Genomic DNA, 22,925 nt, shown 5'->3' on the forward strand with positions numbered 1-22,925 from the left:
CTAAGCATGAAAAAAGGGCCGTTGAATTATTCAACGGCCCTTTTTTATATATAAGTAATTAACTTACTCCCACCGAGTAGAAACCGAATCTACTTCGTTTCAGCTTCATCGTCATATTCCAAACTTACAATGACACCTTTCTTCTCCAGTTTTTTTATAACCTGCTCCGCCTGTTCATTCAACGGATTGCCGGCCAACGATACCTCTATTAAATGGGGTATGGTGTCGAGCACTGCAATATCTTGAATGAGGTTATCCTCCACATAAAGATACTCCAACGTCGGATGGTTCTTTAACGGACTTAAATCTTGAATTTTATTTCCACCCATAATAATCCACTCTAGATTTATTTTCTGAAGAGGACTTAGGTCTGCTACCTGATTGCCGCTGGCAAGCAAACTGGTCAACTTATGTAAATTTTTCAATGGCGTTAGATTTTTAATTTGATTACCACTAACCAGTAGACTTTCTAGATTACTTAACCCGGAGAGTGGGGATAGATCTGAGATCTGATTCCCTTCAAGAACTAAGAACTCTAGTTTTTTCAACTTGCTGAGCGATGTAATATTTCTTATTTTATGACCGGGCATAATTAGATCCACCAGGTTAACGGCATGTTCAAGTCCTTGCAAATTGGAAATCTTATTTTTGGTATCCTCGGCATATAACGATTTTAATTTCTTCAGATCGCTCGTCTTCACTTCTTTTTTAGATGATATCTTCAATGTTTCCCGAATAACTTTTGCCAGGGCCACATCTTTAATAACAGGTGCAGCCGACATGGTTGTTGCCGGTAATAATATGAGAACCAAACAAAATACAATCATATTTTTTACGAATTGAATGGGCATTTCGAGTCTCCTTTAAGCATCTTAAATTATGTGTCATATGTATATATGAAATTTCCAGAAAAGTACATCTTTTACGATGGTACTTCCTTTCTATACCTTTGTCCATGATGAAGAAATTTGAACCCAAAACGCTGGATAAGCTCCAGGATGCAATTGTGAACGGAAAAGACTGGAACAGGATTCTTCAAAGCTTCGCCAAAAATGTATCGACTAATCAGGACTGGTTGAAGGAATACAAAGAGGACGTAGCCAAATCTACGGGGAATATCGCTGGGGAGAACAGATTCGAAAAAGCCTCTACTTCCAGCTTGTCTGAGTTTGCCCAAGATATCAAGAACATGATCGCTCATGCTGGATTAGTAAATAGCGATTTTCTGACAGACAATATAGAAGCATTTATGCGAACCTTGGCAATCCCGAAATCCAGTGGATAATGGAGAAGATTCTCCAACATGAGTGATAAGCATGCCACTGAGAATCAAGATAAGAATGTTATACATACCTACAATTGATTCTCAGTGATGCCATGCTCTAGACCACTTTTCTCCTAATTGAATTTAATGTCAGCCACTTGACCACTTTTAACAAAACCTATATTTTGATAAACCTTATTCGCATCAGGGTTCTTCAAATCAGCATATAGCATCGGATCTAAACCCTCTGATATGAGAATAGAACATAATTCTGCTACAACTGCACTTGCATATCCTTTCTTACGAAAGGCAGATGGTGTATATACTGCATTAATTCTCGCATGTCTTGGAGAGCGATGTGCAATATTAGCCATGGACACAGGGTAACCATCTACCAGCCATAGATACAGATTACCTGTTTCTATAGCCGACTCTGCTGCTGAGAGTTGACTAGATGGTTCAACTTTAACTCCATAAGCCCCTTCTGAGAAACCAGCTAAAAAATCGGCCACGGTCTCCAAATGCTGTCTTGTAGCTAGGTGCAGTGTCCCTTCTACATGAACTGGTTTCCTTACCTCTGAACAAACGTAGGATTCCATCATCATATAAGGAACACATTGAACCTCGTTAGCCTCTGAGAATACCTCAGAAAAGTGTCCAACAGTCGCCTGAGCTCCTGATATCCCCGGAAGCTCATTTCCCTTGAGAAATTCTAAAAGTTCTTGCAAGAGCTTGTTCTTTGGTTCAGCTGCAAGTTCTTTGGAAATCCACAACCAAGCGTTGTGCCCTTCGGTCTGGGCAAAGATCATTGTTTCATTAGATGCTTTTAGACAGGTTGAACGCTCTGACTCGCATATACGATGAATAAGATTGTACTGGACTTCATCGGCCATAAACATATTCTGATGCAGCACTTGATCGTTTACACCAAACTTCTGCAACATACCCATTCCTCCTCTATTCATGTAGAAGACACAAAAGCCCCATCCGTAGCCAAGAAGCGTACCGTAACGGTCGTTCCAACACCTTTTATACTTTCATAATTAATTTCCCCGTCATATTTTTCTACAATATTAAAACAGATCATTAATCCTAGTCCGGTGCCATTACTTTTTAATGAATAAAACGGCGTCCCGAGCGACTTCACCTCATCCTCTGACATTCCGCTTCCTTCATCCATGATTTTGATCTCAATATAATGTTGATTCCTCTTGGCAATCACAGTGACGGGTTTCCCCATATTCGATGCTTCCAATGCGTTTTTAATTAAATTCATCATCAACTGCTTAAACTCAATGGGATTAATAAAAATGAAGCAACCTTCTTCTGCCTCGATATGCATCTGGTTATCAGATAACATCGCATAGGAACGAACCAGACCTGTTACACTCTGAAGAGCATCGTTCACATTCACTTTTTCTGGCTTCTGATCTTTATTCGGCTTGGAAAGGGTTAGAAACTGAGAGGTAATCTGTTCAACGGTATTCAACTCATCAATCATCAATTTAAACTTGTTTTTGACCGGATCATCAAATGCAGGATCTTCTCTGTATAACTGCAAAAAACCTCGAACAACAGTGACTGGATTTCTAATCTCATGCGCCACAGCAGCCGTCAAATGGGCTATCATCTTTAAACGCTCCGATTGTTGTAATTGTTCATGATAGAGCTGTTGCTTTTTCATACGACTAAAGGACAAATGGAAAATGAGAAATAATAAAATCTGACTCGCTATAATATTAATGAGGTTCCCTAGGATGTCATGATGTAAATACGAATATATATTACCTTGATCAATCAGGATGATATAGCCAAATGTGATCAAAATTAAAAATCCATTCAGAATGATGGAGAAATAAAACAGTTTTAAATCAAAAAACAGAATGGCAAGTGAGGGAATCAGACAAATGAGAATGTACGTAGTCCAGGTCTCTGGATATAAGAAGAACAGGGTATAGAAATAAGCAAAACCAAACAGGATGATGATCTTTCTGAAAACATAGGTTTCATGCTTCGGGTAGATCAACAAACAAACCGCTAGAATGGCCACACACAAAAAATGGATGACATACCCCACTGTAATTCCGCTTAATTCTGTTGTCGATAGGACTAATCCAGATAACATAAGAGCAATGAGAGTTAACATGGAAATATAATATGTTTTTCGGTTCACCTGACTGTACAATTCTTTCATCCACTCACCACTTTAAATTAATGTCGACACCTCGGTATGTATGTAGCTCTTTTCATTCCTATATTTAAAGGCATCCCACTGGATGCCCTTATCTATAATAGCATTGTATCTCATTTAACTAGCTATACAATATGAAAATTTGAAATAAATGATTCCCAACAACATAAACCCAACATTAGTCAAACTAATGCAAGGCCTAGAATGCCAATTAGCCGTACGGATCACTGTCCGTACGGCTAATCTTGGCTAAAAATATGCTTTTAGCTTATGAACTATTTCCAGAGCTCTTCAGCAATTTCTTTGATAAAAGCAAGCTTCTGCCATTGCTGCTCTTCTGTCAGATGATTGCCTTCTTCCGTGGAAGCGAATCCGCATTGCGGGCTCAGGCAAATCCGGTCCAGATCCACATATTGCTTCGCTTCTTCGATACGCTTCAGAATATCTTCCTTGCTTTCAAGCTCACCAAATTTGGAAGAGAACAAACCAAGCACGACCTGTTGGTTATCTTTCAGGAAACGAAGTGGCTTGAAATCGCCTGCCCGCTCGGTATCAAACTCCAGATAGTAGCCGGAGTAGTTATCAATGTTCAGGAGAGTTTGCGCAATCGGCTCATAACCTCCACCGACACCAGCATATGTTGATACGTAATTCCCACGGCATACATGTGTCGTTACCACGAGGTCCTCCGGCAAACCGGATATAACTTCCTCGTTCAACTTCGCAAGTTCGTTCGCATAATCGGCTACATTTACGCCAATCTGCTCCATGAATGCCATGAACTGCTGATCGCACAATGCGCCCCACGTGCAATCGTCAATTTGAACGCTTCGGCAGCCCGCTTCATACAAGGCCAAGATCGCCTCTTTGTACGCTTTGGCAATATCCGAAAGAAGCTCTCCCCGGTTCGGGTAAATGGCTTGCGTACTTTCTTTATTTTCTGCCCGGTCCAATTCAAACAGGAACTGTGCAGCAGCAGGAATGGATTGACGCGCAACGACGTCATCGCCAGCAACACCTTTTAAGAATGCATAATGTGAAACGAACGGATGAGTGCTGAAACTTACTTTGCCCGTCAGACGTGCTGTTTCGGGTCTGGATTTGGCACCGTTAAACTCATAGCCTTGATCAATGATGGTCCGGTCAACACCGTCAAGTCCCCAGAAGAAGTCCAGATGCCACCAAGAGCGACGGAATTCCCCGTCCGTTACAGCTTGAAGGCCAACTTCTTTTTGTTTTTGCACGAGCTTCACAATTTCAGCGTTTTCTACTTCCTCTAGTTGCCCAGAAGTAATTTCACCGTTTTGGTATTTCGCTCTGGCCTCTTTCAACGCGCTTGGGCGCAAGAAACTGCCCACAATATCATATCGAAATGGAGTGACGGTCCGCTGTTTAGGTTCTGTTTGAATGCTCATCGTTTAATCTCCCCGTAAATTAATTATAAGATTAAATATAACATGTCCGATCGGATTTACTGTTCTATGAAAGAGCTATAGCAGGTTATAGTTATAAGCTATAGCTGAGTCCAACTTTCCTTTACCCGTGAGGTATCTCCCATCCAAAAGAAAATTTATTTACCTTATTGACTTAAACCATAGTTTAAGTCGTATGCTATTCCTGTTGACAGAGTTAACACCTATTTGGAGGTCTCCAACATGAAGTATTTTTCCATTAGCGAAGCTTCAGCCCAATTTAATATTCCAGATTCAACGTTACGTTTTTATGAGAAAAAAGGACTTCTACCCATGATGGAGCGTGATGATGCTGGCAGGAGATTATTTTCAGAAGTTCAGATGGCTTTACTGGAAACCCTTGTTTGTTTAAAAAACACGCATATGCCCATTAGTCAGATTAAGCAATATATGGACTGGATCATCCAAGGGAACTGTACGCTTGAAGCAAGGCTTGAAATGATGCAAAATCACAAGCAGGCAGTGCTGGATGAAATTTCGTTGATGCAGGAATCCCTGAAGGGCATTGATTTTAAAATTACACGTTACACCCGTCAAATACAGGAAAGAAACGAACAAAAAGATACCTAAGAGGAGAGATACTATAATGAAACTTTCAGGAAATACAGTACTCATCACCGGTGGAGGCTCTGGGATCGGATTAGCATTTGCAGAACGTTTCTTAAGAGCTGGAAATACTGTCATTGTTACTGGACGACGTGAAGCAGTACTTCAACATGCAAAAGAAACACACCCTGACCTTATTACGTATGTGAATGATCTGAATATTGAATCCGAGCGTGTAGCGTTGTTTGATTGGGTAACCACAAACTATCCGGAAGTGAATGTGTTAGTTAACAATGCTGGTATCCAACAACGCTTTAATATGCTGACAGCGGATGCGAAGAGTGATTGGAGTTATTTCAGTAAAGAAATTACAACGAATATTGAAGCTCCCTTTCATCTATCCATGCTGTTCGCTCCTTATCTAGCAACCAAAGAAGAGGCGACGATGATTAACGTCACTTCCGGATTAGCCTTTACACCCTTTGCGATTGCTCCGATATATTCAGCAACCAAAGCGGCACTTCACTCCTTTACAATCAGCCTGAGACACCAGCTTTCGGATACGTCTGTAGAGGTCATTGAAGTTGCTCCTCCGGCAGTAAGTACAGATCTGGGTGGAGCAGGCCTGCATACGCATGGAGAGCCATTGGATGCCTTTGCAGATGGAATTTTCGAAGGATTACAAGAAGGTCATAAAGAAATTGGATACGGTACCTCTGTTGCCCGCCTACGCATGTCCCGAGATGAAGTCGACAAATATGCAGAAAGCATGTATCACGCAACGAAAAACCTTATTGAATAACTCACCTACGAGACATCGTGTGACTCATCCGTTTCTCTGTATATTAACAAAGAGACCATTCCAGCTACGGAACGGCCTCTTTAAATTTTATATAAAACTCATGTATCTACTAATCTTGAATACATATGGAGATCGTTAAATGTTCCTTCTAATGTGAAACGGAGCTTTTGTAAGAGCTTTATCGAATTCACATTTTCGGGATCAACCTTGGCTTCGATTCGGTTCAGTTTTAAAGATGAGAATGCATGATCTACCAAAGTAGAGACCGCCTCAAAAGCATATCCTCTTCCCCACGAAGATTTAGCAATATCATATCCAATTTCTGCTTTTAAGTTGTCAAAATCCAAAGAATTATAACCGCATGAACCTATAATCTCGTTGGACTCTTTTTTAATTATGGAGAAACGAATAGCCTTACGATCTTGAGAGTGATCATCCAGAAGTTTGATCATTTCTTTCGCTTGCTCTACGTCAGTAAAACAACTAACATTCATAAATTTAGTAACCTCGGGATCAGACCAAACGGTGAACAAGCTCGAAGAATCCGACACCTTCATTTTTCTCAATTGTAAACGTTCTGTGTGTAACTCTGTAATCAATACTTTTACCTCCATTAGGATTTAATAGTTAGGTTTAAGATATTGATATCTGCGCATAGTTCAGTCCCTTCATTTCCAGGCTATTTACATTATACCAGGAATTTTGACCAAATCAGACTCCATTCTAATGATCTCAAGTCAGCGTAAGAATGATCTGTTCTCCGGAACGGGTAATCTTGTAGATACCTTCCTTCATGTCAATGCCATAGTGCTTTTTCAGCAACCACTTTGCGTTACGATCCGTCTCCACGACGACCAGATAATCGTATCCACTCAGGAGGTTGTCCATATTATCCTCATAGAACAACACAATCCCGTCCACATGGGGAGCATACAAGAAATACTTCCCGACATACTGCATGTAATAATTCGTGACCTGCTGATCCCTATCCGAGGCGTAGAACAGATATCTGTTGTTGTCCTCCTGACCACCTTTATACCAGCGATCACCGGTAACCGCATGGATTTTGTAAGGGAGCGTTGTATCGTAGGTTTTGGCAATCGAGACGATCCCGTTGTATTCCGATAAAAGGATCGTCGCCGCAATCGCCATACAGCCGATGATTCCTTTTTGATAATGCCCCTTCGTCTCGACCGTCTTGAAGGCTTGATAATCAGGCACTTCACCAATCCGATAGTGGAATGAACGCTCCAGGTCGATTGCAGCGCACAGCACCAGCCCACCAGCGAACAGCACCACAATACTCGAGGCATAACGCTCGAAACCTGCCAGCACGATCGCCTCATCCATCGGCATGGAGAAGAGATACAATGCCAGAATGCCTGCATAATACAGCAGCAATACAACATCCAGTGCGATCAGTGCTTTCCACAAGTTCCACTTCTTCTTGAGTACTACATAGGCAAATACCGAAGCGGCAATCGCTACAAGTTGGAAAATGACAATACCGATGACCGGCCGTGTCGTAATATCCGTACTCGATTTTAAGAAAAGCCACAGAATCTCATGCATCTGCTCCGCCGTTTTGCCGGATTGAATCCCGGAAGTGGCCACATCGAATTTGTTATCGACGCCCTGAAACACCGTTGCCATTCGCCAGCTCCAGCCGAAGTATGGAATCAGTGAACCGAAGATGGTGCCAATAACAGCCAGCGCAGTTTTCCAACTGAACTTTTGTTTGTGTTTTAGCCATGTATACACCAGGAAGATCAGGCCGATGGCTACGAAAATAATGCCTGTGCTTTTGATGACTGTCAGCACACCTGCAAGCGGGAGCATGATTATGCATGCTCGTTTGATATCATGACGATATTGGTATATAACCGCCAGGATGGAGAGCGCATAGATCGGAAGCAAGAAATCCACGAGCAGGTTGGTAATCCGAATCGTAAGGTTGAAGAAAGACAGTGTAGATAACCCGAGTCCGAGAAACGCATACAGCAGAAAACGTTTCTTCTCGGAAACGATGCCAAACATAGCGTAAAAACAGGAAAAGATCAGCAAACCTTGTGCCAAGAGCATCACGGACTGGTCATGCCCCATAAATCGACAGACGTAATAAATAAACGACGAGGTCCCTAGCGGATAATTTTTAAAATCAATTAGGTTCGAATCCGGTGTCGGAAAAGCATTTGTGCTAAGCATCTGCTTCAAGACGATCGCCCAGTGGGAAAAGTTATCGTAGTGCGTCAATTGATTTTGGAAGAGTACCAGCAAGAAAATGAACGTCCCTGCCAGGAATGAAAACTGGAATAAGGAAAAAGAAATGCGAAAGAATGCTCCTCGGCGCATTCCGAGAAACACCATTCCTCCATACAATAGTAATCCGACGAGAAGAAGGACAAGGCTGCCAATGTAGAGCTGCCCTGCCAAACCGCTAAGAAAGACAATACATGCTATGGAGGAAAACACAAATACAGGGATGAACTCCCAACGTATAGATAGTGCCTTTCGAACAAACTGCATGTAACCCATAAAGGAGAATATCAATAAAACTCCCATCACAAATTGAAGCAAATACAGCATATCTATCTCTCCTAACCCTCTCTGGTGAAACGATCGGCATGTGGATGGGTCAAATCACTCAGCAATTGATCAATCAAACCGCGCTCCACGATATCATCAATATTCTCCACCGAGAGAAGTACTTCGCGACGATTGGCTGTTGTTTTCCCTGTGTGCAGCAAGATGACTTCAATATTACTCTTCGTATAAAAAGTAACGACCTCTCCTGCCGCAATATCACCATGGAGACCCGTGGCGGAAAAGAAACGATAATTGAAGCTGCGCAGCGTACATCCAGCATGATTGGTGAAATGAACTGGAAGCTGAAGGGAAAGCCTCGGCATTTTTCGTTGATCCGATCTAGGTTGAACAATACGTTTTTTTACATTGCGAAGCATATCGTCGTAAGCCGTATCCCACAGATTCATCTTCTCTGGCAATGAGTGTTTACGATCGTAGATGATTTGCATGTATTGACGGTTATCCGTCTCATCAATCGGCTGAACCGTCGCGGAATAACGCCAGCCTTCTCCGTCCTGTTTCACATAAACGATGACCGCTTGAAGATTGGCCTCATACCGCTCGGATTTTACGACCAGAGAGATCGTCTTCTGTTCAGGTAGATAAATGGGATAGGGGACATAAAAGGCAATACCTTGTTCAGATACATCTACTGTCTTGGCCTCATAGCGCACATTCGTGTCCTGATCGTGGATCATGACATCCTCCTGCGCCCGAATCCGCTCTGTCTCCCGATATGCACGACGGCCGATCATGAAGAACAGGGCATAACACAGCGCAATCATATTATGAATGAGCCAGAAAATAATGATACTGCTGAAGAACAGTGCGATACCATATTTACCGTTAACATACCGAATCACAGCCGCAATCGAAAGCAAAAGCAGGAAGATATGCGGAAGTGCATATAACAGAGCAGACATCCATTTCCGACCGTTCGCTCTGCTTTTATTCGTAACCTTGAATTTTTTCTCGCGGATGCCCAGCGTTTCAAGGAGAACCGGCCATATCAGATAAGGCATAAATATCGTATCAATAACCTGACTCCAGCGCTGATTCCGAATATTGCTCGACAGATAACGCATCGATACACTGTAGAAGAAATAGGACGGAAGCCAGAATATTAAGATTTGCCAGAAGGTTGTGTTTACAATCTTAAAATCGAATAGTGCAAACAAAATGGGTGCCAAAATGAAAATCAACCGGTTAAAGAAGGACCACCAGTATAAGAAACTGCTTAAATAGGTTACCCTCGTCCAGAAAGGAAGCTTCTCGGATATAGGAGCACGCGTATTCTGCAGGCTCTGAATAATCCCCCTTGCCCAACGAATTCGCTGCTTGATCATGCTCGGAACAGTTGTTGTCGTCTGCCCGGCAGCTTGAACCTCTTGAGTCGCATAGGTAATATAGCCTTCTTGCTGTAGGCGGATGCTTGTCTCAAAGTCCTCGGTGATTGTATTCAGCGGAAAACCTCCGATGTCTTCCATGCCTTGCCGGGAAATGATCGTATTACTTCCGGTATAGGCTACTGCATTAGAGGCATTACGCAGGATGTTCACTTCTCTGGAGAAGAAATCCTGTTCATTCGGAATTCCTTGCTCTGCATACAAGTTAAACTGGAACAGATCGGGATTATAGAAGCTTTGAGGGGTCTGTACCAACCCCAGCTTGAACTTTTTATCTATTTCATCCTCACGGCGAAGCCGCCATCTCCCGTTCTCTTCTATAAACGTGGAGAGCAGGAAATACGGGACTGTTTTCATCAAAAAGGTGTGTTGCGGGATCATATCTGCATCAAAGGTTGCAATGAGTGGAGAAGTAGTTTTGCTAAGGGCATTATTCAGGTTACCTGATTTGGCATGCTTGTTGCCGGGAAAACCCAGATATCCTACGCCAAACTGCTTCGCAAGCTCCTCCACCTCAGGTCGTGCTCCATCATCACACAGATAGATGTGAACCTTCTGCTTGTCAGGGTAATCCATGAACGTACAAGCATTGACGGTTTTATACAAAAGATCAACCGGCTCGTTATGGGTGGCAATGAACACATCCACATGAGGATAAAAATCGGGAGGGACGATGGGAAAGTCGAGCTGCGTACGTTCCTTTTGCATCTTTTGAAAAAACAATTCAAAGGTGGTCAGTACGGTTACCGTCTCAGCCACAATTAAGAGCATGCCGAAGATGACGTTCAGAACGCCTTCGCCCCATGGCAGTGTAAAGAACATCCGCCATAGCAAATAAATCGACATCAGGATCATGGTGATGACAAAGAAAATATGTTGCCTTTTTTCGTTTTGCACTACAGCTGCTTCCTCCTTGCTGCAAATACCCATCTTCGCTGCAATTGAAAACTGAGCAGGAACAGCAAGGCATCACAGACAAATTTCGCGATTTTCTCATCCACGAAGAAAACCGTATGGAACAAATATACCCCCGTACTGGAAAGCACAATCACGAATCCGCACAACGTCAAATAGCGCCATAGACTGCCCTGACTATCCTCTTTACGGAATACAAAGTGCCTATTCAGTACATAGTTGACGACAATAGAAATAATTCTCGCAATCACGGTGGCGAGCAGAATTCTTAGATAATCCTGCTGACCCAATATAGGCCGCAAAAAGTCGATCAAAAACCATGCAATTCCCAAATCAACGACAGAACTCGCAACGGAAGAGGAAATAAACCGCAGAAAGTTGGAGAACAGCACACCCATCACCCGAGCGCTGTCCTGAATCGCTTTAAAATGTGTCCCTACATTTCCATTCTCATAGATGACTTGAATCGGCATGGTATGAATCGGGATACCGGACTGAATACACGAGATGAGCATCTGCAGCTCATATTCGAAACGAGTGCCGCGAACATCTTGCATGAAAGCAAGTAGTCCGGGGCCAAAGGCTCGAAGTCCGGTCTGGGTATCTGATAGCTTTTTACCGTAAAGCATAGCAAAAATAAAGGACGTCATCCGATTACCCAGCAAAGATTTCGGCGGTATGCCTCCCTCGCTGAAGTTCCTTACCCCGAGAACCAATGCATCAGGATGCTGCCTGGCTTCTTTCGTAAGTCTGTATACATCCTCTGCTGCGTGCTGCCCATCTGAATCCGCAGTGACGACGAACGAAGATGCATCGAACTGCTGTCCGATATACTTAAATCCGGTTTTAAGCGCAGCACCCTTTCCCAGATTTTCCGCATGCCGAAGCAAGACACACCCGTTCTCACTCAGCTCTTCGAAAATCGATTGATACGCCTCACCAGATCCGTCGTCTACAATGACAATATGGGTCAAGCCATATTCTCGCAATTGCCGTACATAGGCTAGAAGTCTCTCATCTGGCTCAAGCGATGGAATAAGGATGATCGTTTTGCCGTCTTCACTTTTATCTATAATCATCCTAGTTAAGCCTCAATTCGACATATTTTCACAAATTCTTTTTGAATACTGAGAGTATAACATCGAAAGAGTATACAGTAAACGAACAACTTGTATATATTTTGGTAAAAAAGTTGTATACACATTCGCATTAATGTATAGGCAAAAAATACTAGAAATAGGACTGTGGTATACACAACGAAAAACTCGCCATAATTATGGCGAGTGCATCTTCAGATATCATGTAACAATGCTATTCTATTCGAATTGCTTCGATATAAAGCTCGATGCTTACTTCATTTCCGACGACAATTCCACCCGTTTCCAGAGGCGAGTTAAAGCTCAAACCAAATTCATTACGATCGATACTGGCAGTCGAATGAAATCCCACACGTTCCCGGCCTCGAGGGTCTTTATTAAACCCTTCAAAAACGGTATGAAAAGTAATAGGTTTTGTTACGCCATGCAGCGTTAAATTGCCTGCAAGTTCATATTGCCGTTCGCCAGTAAGAACGCAGTTGGTACTTTGAAACGTAATCGCTGGATACTGGGCAGTATGAAAGAATTCATCGCTCCTCAGGTGTTCATCTCGTTGCCGCTGGCGAGTAGTAATACTATTTGCGTCGATGGAAGCCTGAATACCCAAGGTTGTTACATCGTTGGGGTCAAAACTTAAAACCGCTTCGAACTGCTCGAATACACCTTTGATTTTATTAATCATTAAATGCGTCACCGAAAACTCAACAGAGCTGTGATCCGGATCCACTTCCCATTTGACATTGCTCATAAATAAATTCCACCTCTATAATCATATGATGAGAAAGGTCGCCCTATCTCCAAAGCACTGCGCTATTCGCATGCTCTTAATATACAAAAAGGCTACTGACAACGTGATGTCAGTAGCCTTTTAACGTTCTAGCTTTTCTCATAAATATAGACGAATGTCCGCTTATGCTGATCCCTAATTTGAATTAGAATTACCGTAGAAGTCTGGAAAAAGGCTGTGATTCCAATGTTAATCAAAAGAGATAAATGGCTGCAGTATCGCATTCTCCACAATGCGTCCTCTCTCGCCGGACGGTTACCAGAAACACAGTTACTTAAAAAGGACACTTTAACGAAAATGCTGCTTCAATATCAAAGCGTCGTACTGAAACCTCGCAACGGAAGTTATGGAAGGGATATCATTTTTATCAAACGTAACGGTGGGAAATCCTATCGTATTCAAAATGAAAATAATGTGGTCATCATGAGAGACACCGATAAGGTATTCCAATGGCTCCACAAAAGAAACAAAAGTGATGGATACATTGTCCAAAAACGTCTGTATCTTGCCCAAATTGGGCACAAGCCGTTCGACATTCGAATCATTGTTCAGCGCAAAAAAGGCTCTTCAGCCAATTGGAACGTTACCGGCTACTACGCTAAAGTTGCGGCGCAGGGATATCTAGTCACGAATGTGACTAGCCGCACCATTCCAGTGCTGGAGGCTCTCAAATTAGCTCGAATCGAAGATCCGAGCTTGCTTGTCAAAGCGGAACACATTGCACTATCTTCTGCCAAACGACTGGGAGAGCATTACCCTACGCTTAGACAAGTCGGGTTCGATATAGGTATCGACAGGAAACATCGAATTTGGATCATCGAAGGTAATTATAAACCCGACCTACGGCCTTTCCGGCTTTTGAAAGATTCCTCAATGCATCGCAAAATATTATGGTACAAGAAACATTAAAGCAAAAAAGAGACGACCAGCCTTTTTCTACGGCCAGTCGTCTCTTTAGGTTAAATTTTGATGCTTATGATGATCATGATCGCTTCAGTTATTACTTGAGGCGTCTCGTGGCACTTGTAACACGTGTCACTTGGAATTTATTTACTCCTACCTGTATAATGGCAAACTGGCTGTAAGAGGTACCGGAAGAAGTATACGGCTCGGCTTCAATATTTCCACTTGGCGTTCTAACCGTTGCGGTGATTCTAGTTACCAAGCAGACTCCACGGCTGGAAGCTCTCCAAGTCTCGTCACGCAAAACACTATAATTGTCGTCACTACAAAAGATGGATGCATATTCAACTTTTCCAGACGCATTAAACGAAGTAGAGTTATAGATCTGAACAGGGTCATAACCACCTCTTGGTCCTCCAGGTCTTCTATTTCCCATTATCAAAACCTCCTTATTATTGATAGTTTTATTAAATGCATTTCAAATGTTTTGGTAAGGTATAAATGTGGACAAGGAACAAAAAGTGCGTTTGTCCGGTGGCCTGAGGGGCCTTATAAGGTTGTCATCAAAACAAAAAGAACCACCTGTGTTGTTACACAGGTGGTTCGAGAATGATAGATTCTTTTTAAATTATGAAGCTTTTGCTGCAACAGCTTTTTGAATTAAAGCTTTTGCATCGTTAGTAGAAAGACCTTGTTTAGGTTGAAGCAGATTTTTCTCTGCTGCACTAAGAATACCTTTGTCAATCAGTTTTGCCATAGGTTTCACCGCATAGGTAGAAACGGTTTTGCCATCTTCAAAACCTGCAATAATCGTAGCCCCATTTTTGTCAGAAGCTTGATCTTTCACCAATTTAGCAAGAATGGTAGCTGCTTCTTCACGAGTGATATCACGATCAGGATTGAAGTTACCACCGTAGCCTTGAATGAATCCAGCGTGAGTCGCTTCAGCGATTGCATCTGCATATGAAGCGTTAGCAGCTACATCCTTGAATGCAGGTGCTGCAGCTACTTCGTTCAGTTTCATCAGGTCTACTAGAGCACTAACAAATTCAGCACGGGAAATAAATTCTGTTGTTGCAGGTGTTTCTGTTTCTTCTTTAGATGCAGCTAGATTCGTGATACGTCCTTCCGTTTTAGCCACAATGTCAGCGCCTTTATACGTATCTACAATGTACTGGTAGAATACATCCAGATCGATAGGACCAGCCAAGGATGATTTAGCATCTACTAGCACTTTATAGTTATCTCCACCTGCAGCCATAAAGTTGTTAACTACAGCCGTATATGTTTTTGCAGGATCAATAGGTGAGCCATCTTCAAGAGTGAGACCAGTAACACGTTCCGCCACTGGTTTATTGAAATCTGCAGTATATTTCAAGCCAGAGATCTGTAGAGTTTTGGTGTTTGGTGTACCGTCAGCGTTGGTACCCCATTGTTGCTGCAACAACGTTTTAATTTGTTCGCCAGTCAACTCCAGTTTCACTAGAGTATTACCAAACGGTTGGATTTTAGCAAGATCAGCAAAGGTCACATCGCCTTTTGGCAGATCCGCACGAATACCACCTGGATTCATAAATGCAAAGTCAGCAGCACTTGCCTTATCCCCAAAGTCTGCTTCACGCATTGAATCTGCAATGAGGTTGCCCAGAGCGGCTTCGTTACTATAAGCATCTGTACGGGTAACAGAACCATCCGTTGTACCTACTGGCTTGGTCAGCTCAGGATGCTTGTCTAATGATTTTTTAATAATAGCTAAAGATTCAGGGTCTTCTTTTACACCCTCTTGGAAAGTCGATGTAACTGTAGCTGATTTCTCAGTTACATCCCCAGTTGCAGGGTCAATCATCAATTTAATATCTTCAAATGCCGTACCATAAGAATACGCTTGAACGATCAATTTCCCATTCACTTCTCCATTAGCCAAGGCATGATTGTCACCTGCAACGATAACGTCAACAGGGGAATCTGCTGGCAAAGCTTTTGCTAAATCAGCCGCTTCTCCAGTGGTTACACCTTCTTTGGTTGATGCTGGATCATGCGCCAAAACGATGATCGTTTCTACACCTTGATCTTGCAATTCTTTTGCATATTTATTAACGGCTTCAACTTCTTCTTCTGCGCTTAAGAAACGCACACCAGCTGTCCCAGATGGGGATACTTTGGCAGGTGTGGATTTCGTCACTAATCCGATGAATCCGATTTTGACTCCGCCTACTTCTTTAATAACATACGGCTTAATCAATGTTTTGCCAGTGGCAGTTTCAATGACGTTCGCATTGACGTAATCAAATTTTGCACCAGCATGAGTTACTTTTCCTTCTTTTAGATCAAGGCCACCAAAGATTTGTGCCTTCAAAGCAGCGACACCTTGGTCGAATTCATGATTGCCTAGAGAAGCTACATCAAAGCCCATCATATTCATCCATTCCATGGTAGGCTCGTCACGATCGAGAGATGAGACTGGAGCAGATGCACCCACAGAGTCTCCATTATGGAAGAGTAGGGAATGCTCATATTTTGCTTGAGCTTCTTTTAAGTAGGTTGCTAGAATTGGAGCCGTTCCTGCCTTTTTATCACTAACGATCGATGTGGTATCTAACTGACCGTGGAAGTCATTGATACCAATCAAGTGTACTTCTACATCTTTGCCTGCGGCAGAGACAGAACCTGCTGCGCCCAATAGTTGGGTGAGTAGTAGTGCAGCAGTTGCCACACGAATTGTGCTTTGGCCCAGAACTTTTTTCCAATACATGAATTAACAAAACCCCTCTCCAATTATAGATCCTGAAATATTTTACCATAGTTCAATTCATAAAAGTCGTAGAATATATCAAATGGATGTAAAAAATTTTAAAGATTGATAGAGAAGGAACCTACTTTTATATGTCACTACTTCGTAAGAACCGGATTAAACAAAATTTCGGACATAAGATTCGCCCAAACTCAACGATTACAGGTGTGCTATAATATGCTCTAACTGATGAATTAAGAGAATAGGTGTGTGAACCGATGGAAATAAAGCCGGGACATCTACCCAAAGAAAAAAAACCGCTATACCTTACCGTATACGATGAACTATTCAAAAAGATCATGAGTGGTGTGTTCCCCTCCAATAGTCAATTGCCTGCTGAACCTGAACTTGCCAAAATGTTCGACGTAAGCAGAATGACGTTGAGACAAGCATTAGCTCTATTGCAAGATGACGGTCTGGTGACGAGTATTCATGGTAAAGGGAACTTTGTTACCCGAACTCGAATGGTGCAGAGGAATGTTGGGCTGGAGAAAATCGGAAATCCTATTTATAAGTGCCATACAGAGGACATTGATCATGTCGACATCCAGTTCAGACTGGACCTTGAGAGTGACTACACGAAAGAGGTTCTGAAAAGAAAAGCCACAGCTGTAGTAGCCATTGAACGTTGGTATATGAGTAAAGGACAAGCGGTGGCTTACGGATTTACCTTTATGGCCATTGAGGCCGTAACAGAATTGAACCTGGATCTCCAGAATGAAGAACAATTGCTGGACATGCTTGAGAACAAGGTATATGAGCTGGCTAACTCTGCAACGGTAGAGGTCAGACATTCCACCGTGATGAATGCCTCATCTCAAAAATATAAACTGGATGCCGGCGAGGGGTGCGATTTGCTGCTGGAAAGTCTATATGTAAATGAACAGTACCCTATTGTATACAATAAATATTATATTCCTAAAGAATTTAGCCAGATTGTAATTAATGCTTCGAAACCATAGGACTTATTATCATTGCAGGGCAGTGACTTCTCCATATAGGAGAGGTCACTGCCCTTTTGCATACAAGATCGAGTACCAGGAAAGAATGCAGGAATTTATTCCATAAAAAATTAGTTGATAGAGAATGCGATGTGTGGTACTTTATTCTCATACCAATTAGACAACTTTTTATACAACTATACCAATTTATAAAGAAGAGGAGATTTGAAATGAGCACATCCCCTAAAGAAACGCCGCATATTCAACCTGGAGGAGTAGAAATCGCAGAGACGATTCTATTGCCAGGCGATCCCTTAAGAGCAAAGTTTATTGCAGAGAACTATTTGGAAAATGTCGTCCAGTTCAATAATGTTCGCGGTATGCTGGGCTATACGGGAACTTTCAAGGATAGAAAAATATCAGTGATGGGTACTGGAATGGGAACACCAAGCATGAGTCTGTACTCATGGGAGCTGATTCATGTATTCGGTGTGAAGAATCTCATTCGTATTGGTTCCGCAGGGGCGATTCAAGATCATTTGAACCTGTATGACATTGTTTTCGCGATGGGTTCTGCAACCGATTCCAATTATGGACACCAGTACAACCTTCCGGGTCACTATTCGATTACGGCATCATTCGAACTTTTGGAAAAAGCCAAGAAAATAGCCGATGCGCAGGGGCAGAAGGTTCATGTAGGCAATGTGCTCTCCAGTGACATCTTCTATAATGCGGACCCAACGGCGCTGAAGAGATGGAGCGAGATGGGAATTCTATGCGCCGAGATGGAATCTGCTGGCCTGTATATGAACGCAGCACATGCGGGCGTTAACGCCCTGTGTATTTTGACGATCAGCGATCATATTTTCAGACATGAATCCACGACCTCGGAAGAGAGACAGACCGCTTTTACTAAAATGATGGAAATTGCACTGGAACTTGCTTGATCATCTGATTCCGGAAAGGAATGTGGCGAATGGCTACAATAACTGAACATACACCGCAAAATACCCCGCCCTTTCAAGCGAAAAGGGCAGTCCCTGTCATTCTGCTTTTTTTCGTCTTTGCCTTAATCATCGATAACTCATTCAAGTTGGTTTCAGTAGCAATAGGCGATGATCTGGGAATCTCGGCAACTATGGTTAGCTTACAAGCTTCATTAGCGGGACTTGTGATTGGGATTGGCGCCGTCATCTATGCCTCTTTGGCCGACTCCATCAGTATCAGAAAGCTGTTGGTTGCAGGGATTATATTAATCTGCATAGGTTCGATTATTGGGTATATTTTTCAAGACTCTTATCTAATCATTGTTATTGCTCGTATGATCCAGACTGCAGGTCTGGCCGCAGCTGAAACTTTATATGTTATCTATGTAATGAAACACCTGCCCAAAGATGAACAGAAGAAGTTCCTGGGTCTCAGCACAAGCAGCTATTCACTTTCTCTTGTTATCGGTTCCATTACCGGGGGGTACGTGTCCACCTATTTAAGTTGGTCAACATTATTCTTAATTCCGCTGCTGTCCTTACTCCTAATTCCCTTCATTCTTAAATATTTGCCGAAGGAACGATCTCGGAAGAGCCATGTTGATCTCATCGGTCTGATTCTCATATCGGCCATTACTACTTCTGTGTTGATGTATTTAACGGATTTCAACTGGATCTTTATTATGAGTTTCGTAGCCACTGCAGCACTTTTTCTTGGCTATATCAGTAAAAGTAAGAAGGCGTTCATTGGGATTTCCTTTTTTCAAAATAAACGGTTTGCATCCGTACTTGCCATAGCCTTTGTGATTTATTCCGTTCAACTGGGCTACATCTTTATTTTCCCATTCCTGCTTCAAAAGTTGTATGATCTTCAGCTCGATACGATCTCACTGCTGCTGATACCAGGCTATGTAACGGCGATAATAGTCGGTTCGCTGTCTGGGAAAATAGCAAAAGTATTGACCAATAAGCAAGCCGTTTCCATTGCTATGGGCATAATCGTATTCAGCTTGGCTTTACCCGGCCTTATTGGAGGCTCGATTCCTGTATATGTTCTCTCCATGCTGCTGTTCTCGGGGTCATTCGCATTCATGTACGCGCCTTTGCTTGAGTCCTGTGTACGCTCTATCCCTGCAGAAAAGTCAGGAACAGCCATTGGATTCTACAACTTGGTATTAAATGTATCCGCTTCCATAGGCATCACCTATACCGCATCTCTTATGGATGTAGTATCTTTTGGAACGGTGTTATGGATCCTTTCAATTATTACCTTGTTCGCACTAGTGATGTACGGATTGCTTGTGGGCCGACTCACTGAGTCGAAGTAATTAAAGGTATCCATAGATTAAAATGCTCAAAACCATCATAAGCACTCTAAGCCTTCCTGAAACAAAGTAAAATTTATTGCCGCATAGATACAGGATTGGTACAATATAATGAAATATTAGGGCACTGCTTCACTAGCATTGCTAGAGACAACCCCGCTACTTGTAGCCGGGTTGTTTTTTGTTTTTTTATTAAAATGACAAGGTGGAGATTCCAATGATGATCATGAAGGAAACAAGAGCGATCCTAACCAAAGAAGACCTCATTCACAAGTTCAAAAGCTGCGGACTCATGGAGGGACAAACCATCATGGTTCATACTTCGTTAAGCAAGCTCGGTTTTGTTGTAGGCGGAGCAGAGACGTTCATTCGATCCCTTCTTGAAATCATTGGAGCAAAAGGAACTCTGATCATGCCATCCCAAACGTGGAAAAATCTCGACCCTTCTACAGGTGTGCATTGGGAGGAGCCCGTAGAGTGGTGGCCTACCATTAGAGAACACTGGCCCGCTTATGATAAGGAGGTTACCCCCGCAATCGGTATGGGTGTCGTAGCCGAGATGTTTCGCAAGTGGCCGGGAGCTCATAGGTCACACCATCCTGCGCGTTCCATAGCAGCGGTGGGCAATCATGCGTCATATATAACGGAAAATCATGATTTAAGCAACATTTTTGGAGATGGCTCCCCGTTGGATAAGCTGTACCAGTTAAACGGCCATGTGCTTTTGGTTGGCGTCGGCTACGAAAAAAACACGTCGCTGCATTTGGCGGAAACAAGGGCAAATTTCCCTGGCAAGAAGTACTCCGAGGAAAGTAGCGCCATGATGATTAACGGCAAGCGCGAATGGGTCACTTACAAGACCCAAGCCGTAAACGACGAAGATTTTATTGAATTAGGGCAGCACTACGATACCGAAAAAAACGTGAAGATTCATAAAGTTGGAGACGCTGATGTCCGGTTCTTGGAACAACGACCGTTGATCGATTGGGCAACAGCATGGATGGAGCGCACTAGGGTGCATCTATAGCAGAGAAAAAGACTGTCGTGGAGGGCGCGGTATCATGATGAACAAACTCGAAGGCAATAATCGGCATATCCGGATGAATATCATAAACTTTGCTGCAAGGGAGCCTTTCAGTTTTTGTTCGGTGAGAGACTGGGGGCTTCCCCCGTCTACCCGACCTCGGCTTTAATGAAGTAGTTTAGCCAGGTTCGTGCTATAATGGTGTTTACCTGATTAACATTCATCATTCTGCCGAGAAGGCGATGATTAAGGAGATTGAACTTTGACGAACAACCATGATATTGGATCAGTTAACGAACTACCGGAAAACTTTGAAGAGCTCAAACGAGCGGCTAATCGGTCGGCAAGCTGGAGAGACAGACTGAATGCGGTGAACGAATTGGGAAACTGGGATACAGTCCCTACCATACAGTTGCTACATTATGTTTTGAAAAATGATCAAGTGTTTCAAGTGCGCGAAGCCGCATATCTCAAGCTCAAGCAGTTGGATGAAGATGTACAAATGCCTGCTAAAAACAAAGGCGATCTGTTTAAAGGTCTTAACAAAATTTTGCTACGGATTAAAAAAAGCCTTCCTGAAGGTCACACATTTGAGGAATTTAAGGAAAAACTGCAAAAGACACGTGTGGATATTTATGATACTTACGAGGGCGACAAAGATGCTGAGTTCGATTCCTGGCTCCATGGAATTTGGGAGACACTAGGTAGAAGATAGCCGCCGTGCAGGCTACAATGTAGACTTTCACAGTCTCCATCGGGCTGATTTAATACTGTAACTTTAACTCGACCCTTTGCTTTATCACGATCGCTATTATACCGTTCACCGTATAATAGCTGAGTACAAAGCCACTCCAGAAAAATGGAGTGGCTTCTTTATTTCTTATTATTTTGATTGTCACCAGATTTCATCTCACTCTTTAGCATTTTGAAGTATGAATGCAGTAACATTTCAGCATTTGTGTCATCTTTAATGCTTTTGAAGTAATTCCACAGTAAAAAAATACCTCTAAAACACTGTTTTAGAGGTCTGTCTTATATACTGATTTTTATTTTACTTTAAAAAGGAAAAGAATTGGATATTGTTACAGCAACATCCCCTGTAAATTTTCTTCCATCAGATGTTGTTACAGATATTGTATGATCACCAGCAGGAACACCTGCTACATTCCATGAGTTACTTGAATTAGCAGCTAAAGTATGACTTTTACTGTTACCATGCTCTTGAATAGTAACAGTTACTGATGTCGCTGTAGTATTTTTAACAGAGAATCTATAATAACTCCATGCTGCTGGTTGGTTCCAGAGATTTAGATATGTACCATTGCTCATTGAAACTCCAGAATCACTAATAACTAAATTGTTTTTTCTTGGTTGAATTTTTTGAAATTCATCAATATAACTACCATTAGAAGTAATTGTTTCACTAGAAACAGTAACAGGAGTGGAAGGATCGCTCGCAAAAACACTACTTGCACCTATAATTAATGCTGCTCCTAAAAGTAATACAGATAATTCCTTTTTATGTTTCATAAATTGTACCTCTTAGTTTTTTTTCTAAACTATACCGAATTATTTTCGGAAAATAGAATAGTGGCAAAAAAGAATTATACTACATATAATAACAAAATAAAACATTTTTATAATAATTATGATTAATAAAAAACTTACGATAGCCGGACATATGTGCAAAAATATAGTAGGTTTGTGAATAAGTCTGGCTTCCAAATCTCCAAACTCAGACGAATTTTACTGTGACGGCCGATTAGCGTTCCGTGGAACAATGAAAAAAACCGTGTTTTGGCTAACAAGCCAAACATGGTTTTTCTTCGATTTATTTCTTTTCTCGGGGTCATCAAATAATATGTTCCTTTATGACTGGCACAGTGAAA

General features: G+C 42.2%; 21 protein-coding genes. 9 read left to right on the plus strand and 12 right to left on the minus strand.

The genetic code is table 11. From position 1 onward, the window contains the following. Positions 1 to 89 precede the first annotated feature (89 nt). Positions 90 to 851, minus strand: coding sequence for a leucine-rich repeat domain-containing protein (locus tag BLS14_RS14790; RefSeq protein WP_090952586.1), 762 nt, complete (start codon positions 849 to 851; stop codon positions 90 to 92). Between the two features lie 104 nt (positions 852 to 955). On the opposite strand from BLS14_RS14790, the gene BLS14_RS14795 reads away from it, so the two are divergent. Continuing rightward, entirely contained in the window at positions 956 to 1,285 is a 330-nt protein-coding gene (locus tag BLS14_RS14795; RefSeq protein WP_090952588.1) for a hypothetical protein, read from the plus strand. Positions 1,286 to 1,398: 113 nt separating this feature from the next. Here the strand turns inward: BLS14_RS14795 and BLS14_RS14800 are convergent, their stop codons facing one another. The 3 genes from BLS14_RS14800 to BLS14_RS14810 form a co-directional block, all read right to left on the minus strand. Next, positions 1,399 to 2,208: a GNAT family N-acetyltransferase gene (locus BLS14_RS14800; protein WP_090952590.1), complete on the minus strand. Its 810-nt coding sequence runs from the start codon at positions 2,206 to 2,208 to the stop codon at positions 1,399 to 1,401. A gap of 17 nt (positions 2,209 to 2,225) precedes the next feature. Further along, complete coding sequence (locus BLS14_RS14805) at positions 2,226 to 3,458, minus strand: sensor histidine kinase (protein ID WP_090952592.1); 1,233 nt, start codon at positions 3,456 to 3,458, stop codon at positions 2,226 to 2,228. Between the two features lie 272 nt (positions 3,459 to 3,730). Then, on the minus strand, positions 3,731 to 4,870 hold the full coding sequence (locus BLS14_RS14810; protein ID WP_090809370.1) for a 5-methyltetrahydropteroyltriglutamate--homocysteine S-methyltransferase: 1,140 nt from the start codon (positions 4,868 to 4,870) through the stop codon (positions 3,731 to 3,733). Between the two features lie 240 nt (positions 4,871 to 5,110). Between BLS14_RS14810 and BLS14_RS14815 the strand changes: the two genes are divergently transcribed. After that, positions 5,111 to 5,497, plus strand: coding sequence for a MerR family transcriptional regulator (locus BLS14_RS14815; protein WP_090952594.1), 387 nt, complete (start codon positions 5,111 to 5,113; stop codon positions 5,495 to 5,497). Positions 5,498 to 5,513: 16 nt separating this feature from the next. Beyond that, a complete protein-coding gene (locus tag BLS14_RS14820; protein ID WP_090952596.1) occupies positions 5,514 to 6,275 on the plus strand; it encodes an SDR family oxidoreductase in 762 nt (253 codons plus the stop codon). 98 nt (positions 6,276 to 6,373) lie between these two features. Here BLS14_RS14820 and BLS14_RS14825 read toward each other — a convergent pair whose 3' ends face one another. The 5 genes from BLS14_RS14825 to BLS14_RS14845 all read right to left on the minus strand — a co-directional run bounded on the left by BLS14_RS14825 (position 6,374) and on the right by BLS14_RS14845 (position 13,027). Further along, positions 6,374 to 6,874, minus strand: coding sequence for a GNAT family N-acetyltransferase (locus BLS14_RS14825; protein WP_090952598.1), 501 nt, complete (start codon positions 6,872 to 6,874; stop codon positions 6,374 to 6,376). Between the two features lie 133 nt (positions 6,875 to 7,007). Beyond that, complete coding sequence (locus tag BLS14_RS14830; RefSeq protein ID WP_090952599.1) at positions 7,008 to 8,861, minus strand: hypothetical protein; 1,854 nt, start codon at positions 8,859 to 8,861, stop codon at positions 7,008 to 7,010. Between the two features lie 11 nt (positions 8,862 to 8,872). After that, the gene (locus BLS14_RS14835) at positions 8,873 to 11,164 is read right to left on the minus strand and encodes a glycosyltransferase family 2 protein (protein WP_176854532.1); all 2,292 of its coding nucleotides are present in this window, start codon (positions 11,162 to 11,164) and stop codon (positions 8,873 to 8,875) included. Continuing rightward, on the minus strand, positions 11,164 to 12,261 hold the full coding sequence (locus tag BLS14_RS14840; RefSeq protein WP_090952603.1) for a bifunctional glycosyltransferase family 2/GtrA family protein: 1,098 nt from the start codon (positions 12,259 to 12,261) through the stop codon (positions 11,164 to 11,166). The genes BLS14_RS14835 and BLS14_RS14840 overlap by 1 nt, the downstream gene beginning before the upstream one ends. Positions 12,262 to 12,493: 232 nt before the next feature. Beyond that, a complete protein-coding gene (locus BLS14_RS14845) occupies positions 12,494 to 13,027 on the minus strand; it encodes a YceI family protein (protein WP_090952605.1) in 534 nt (177 codons plus the stop codon). A gap of 225 nt (positions 13,028 to 13,252) precedes the next feature. Here BLS14_RS14845 and BLS14_RS14850 point away from each other — a divergent pair, with 225 nt between their 5' ends. Beyond that, positions 13,253 to 13,975, plus strand: a complete 723-nt coding sequence (locus tag BLS14_RS14850) for a YheC/YheD family protein (protein ID WP_090952607.1) — start codon at positions 13,253 to 13,255, stop codon at positions 13,973 to 13,975. A gap of 91 nt (positions 13,976 to 14,066) precedes the next feature. On the opposite strand, the gene BLS14_RS14855 is transcribed toward BLS14_RS14850, so the two are convergent. Further along, positions 14,067 to 14,405, minus strand: coding sequence for a hypothetical protein (locus BLS14_RS14855; protein WP_063565778.1), 339 nt, complete (start codon positions 14,403 to 14,405; stop codon positions 14,067 to 14,069). 192 nt (positions 14,406 to 14,597) lie between these two features. Continuing rightward, positions 14,598 to 16,721 carry a 5'-nucleotidase C-terminal domain-containing protein gene (locus BLS14_RS14860; protein ID WP_090952609.1) on the minus strand — a complete coding sequence of 708 codons (2,124 nt, stop codon included), beginning with the start codon at positions 16,719 to 16,721 and terminating at the stop codon, positions 14,598 to 14,600. Positions 16,722 to 16,978: 257 nt separating this feature from the next. Between BLS14_RS14860 and BLS14_RS14865 the strand changes: the two genes are divergently transcribed. From BLS14_RS14865 to BLS14_RS14885, 5 genes are all read left to right on the plus strand, one after another. Beyond that, entirely contained in the window at positions 16,979 to 17,722 is a 744-nt protein-coding gene (locus tag BLS14_RS14865; protein ID WP_063565776.1) for a GntR family transcriptional regulator, read from the plus strand. Between the two features lie 209 nt (positions 17,723 to 17,931). Beyond that, the gene (deoD, locus tag BLS14_RS14870; RefSeq protein ID WP_063565775.1) at positions 17,932 to 18,648 is read left to right on the plus strand and encodes a purine-nucleoside phosphorylase; all 717 of its coding nucleotides are present in this window, start codon (positions 17,932 to 17,934) and stop codon (positions 18,646 to 18,648) included. Between the two features lie 29 nt (positions 18,649 to 18,677). Then, positions 18,678 to 20,015 (plus strand): MFS transporter, encoded by a 1,338-nt coding sequence (locus BLS14_RS14875; RefSeq protein WP_063565774.1) that lies wholly within the window; start codon positions 18,678 to 18,680, stop codon positions 20,013 to 20,015. 214 nt (positions 20,016 to 20,229) lie between these two features. Further along, positions 20,230 to 21,039, plus strand: a complete 810-nt coding sequence (locus BLS14_RS14880) for an AAC(3) family N-acetyltransferase (RefSeq protein ID WP_090952611.1) — start codon at positions 20,230 to 20,232, stop codon at positions 21,037 to 21,039. A 259-nt stretch (positions 21,040 to 21,298) separates the two neighbouring features. After that, positions 21,299 to 21,751, plus strand: coding sequence for an esterase (locus BLS14_RS14885; protein WP_079697008.1), 453 nt, complete (start codon positions 21,299 to 21,301; stop codon positions 21,749 to 21,751). Positions 21,752 to 22,092: 341 nt separating this feature from the next. On the opposite strand, the gene BLS14_RS14890 is transcribed toward BLS14_RS14885, so the two are convergent. Further along, positions 22,093 to 22,566, minus strand: a complete 474-nt coding sequence (locus BLS14_RS14890) for an Ig-like domain-containing protein (protein ID WP_090952613.1) — start codon at positions 22,564 to 22,566, stop codon at positions 22,093 to 22,095. Positions 22,567 to 22,925: the final 359 nt, after the last annotated feature.

The sequence above is a fragment of the Paenibacillus sp. OK060 genome (genome assembly GCF_900101205.1).
Classification (GTDB): domain Bacteria; phylum Bacillota; class Bacilli; order Paenibacillales; family Paenibacillaceae; genus Paenibacillus; species Paenibacillus marchantiae.

Excerpts from the sequence above, each read along its gene's own strand:
- BLS14_RS14800 (WP_090952590.1), bottom strand. The coding sequence starts at position 2,208 with ATGTTGCAGAAGTTTGGTGTAAACGATCAAGTGCTGCATCAGAATATG.
- BLS14_RS14815 (WP_090952594.1), top strand. The coding sequence starts at position 5,111 with ATGAAGTATTTTTCCATTAGCGAAGCTTCAGCCCAATTTAATATTCCA.
- BLS14_RS14830 (WP_090952599.1), bottom strand. The coding sequence starts at position 8,861 with ATGCTGTATTTGCTTCAATTTGTGATGGGAGTTTTATTGATATTCTCC.
- BLS14_RS14820 (WP_090952596.1), top strand. The coding sequence starts at position 5,514 with ATGAAACTTTCAGGAAATACAGTACTCATCACCGGTGGAGGCTCTGGG.
- BLS14_RS14810 (WP_090809370.1), bottom strand. The coding sequence starts at position 4,870 with ATGAGCATTCAAACAGAACCTAAACAGCGGACCGTCACTCCATTTCGA.
- BLS14_RS14840 (WP_090952603.1), bottom strand. The coding sequence starts at position 12,261 with ATGATTATAGATAAAAGTGAAGACGGCAAAACGATCATCCTTATTCCA.
- BLS14_RS14875 (WP_063565774.1), top strand. The coding sequence starts at position 18,678 with ATGGCTACAATAACTGAACATACACCGCAAAATACCCCGCCCTTTCAA.
- deoD (WP_063565775.1), top strand. The coding sequence starts at position 17,932 with ATGAGCACATCCCCTAAAGAAACGCCGCATATTCAACCTGGAGGAGTA.
- BLS14_RS14880 (WP_090952611.1), top strand. The coding sequence starts at position 20,230 with ATGATGATCATGAAGGAAACAAGAGCGATCCTAACCAAAGAAGACCTC.
- BLS14_RS14845 (WP_090952605.1), bottom strand. The coding sequence starts at position 13,027 with ATGAGCAATGTCAAATGGGAAGTGGATCCGGATCACAGCTCTGTTGAG.
- BLS14_RS14860 (WP_090952609.1), bottom strand. The coding sequence starts at position 16,721 with ATGTATTGGAAAAAAGTTCTGGGCCAAAGCACAATTCGTGTGGCAACT.
- BLS14_RS14790 (WP_090952586.1), bottom strand. The coding sequence starts at position 851 with ATGCCCATTCAATTCGTAAAAAATATGATTGTATTTTGTTTGGTTCTC.
- BLS14_RS14890 (WP_090952613.1), bottom strand. The coding sequence starts at position 22,566 with ATGAAACATAAAAAGGAATTATCTGTATTACTTTTAGGAGCAGCATTA.
- BLS14_RS14850 (WP_090952607.1), top strand. The coding sequence starts at position 13,253 with ATGTTAATCAAAAGAGATAAATGGCTGCAGTATCGCATTCTCCACAAT.
- BLS14_RS14805 (WP_090952592.1), bottom strand. The coding sequence starts at position 3,458 with ATGAAAGAATTGTACAGTCAGGTGAACCGAAAAACATATTATATTTCC.
- BLS14_RS14855 (WP_063565778.1), bottom strand. The coding sequence starts at position 14,405 with ATGGGAAATAGAAGACCTGGAGGACCAAGAGGTGGTTATGACCCTGTT.
- BLS14_RS14795 (WP_090952588.1), top strand. The coding sequence starts at position 956 with ATGATGAAGAAATTTGAACCCAAAACGCTGGATAAGCTCCAGGATGCA.
- BLS14_RS14865 (WP_063565776.1), top strand. The coding sequence starts at position 16,979 with ATGGAAATAAAGCCGGGACATCTACCCAAAGAAAAAAAACCGCTATAC.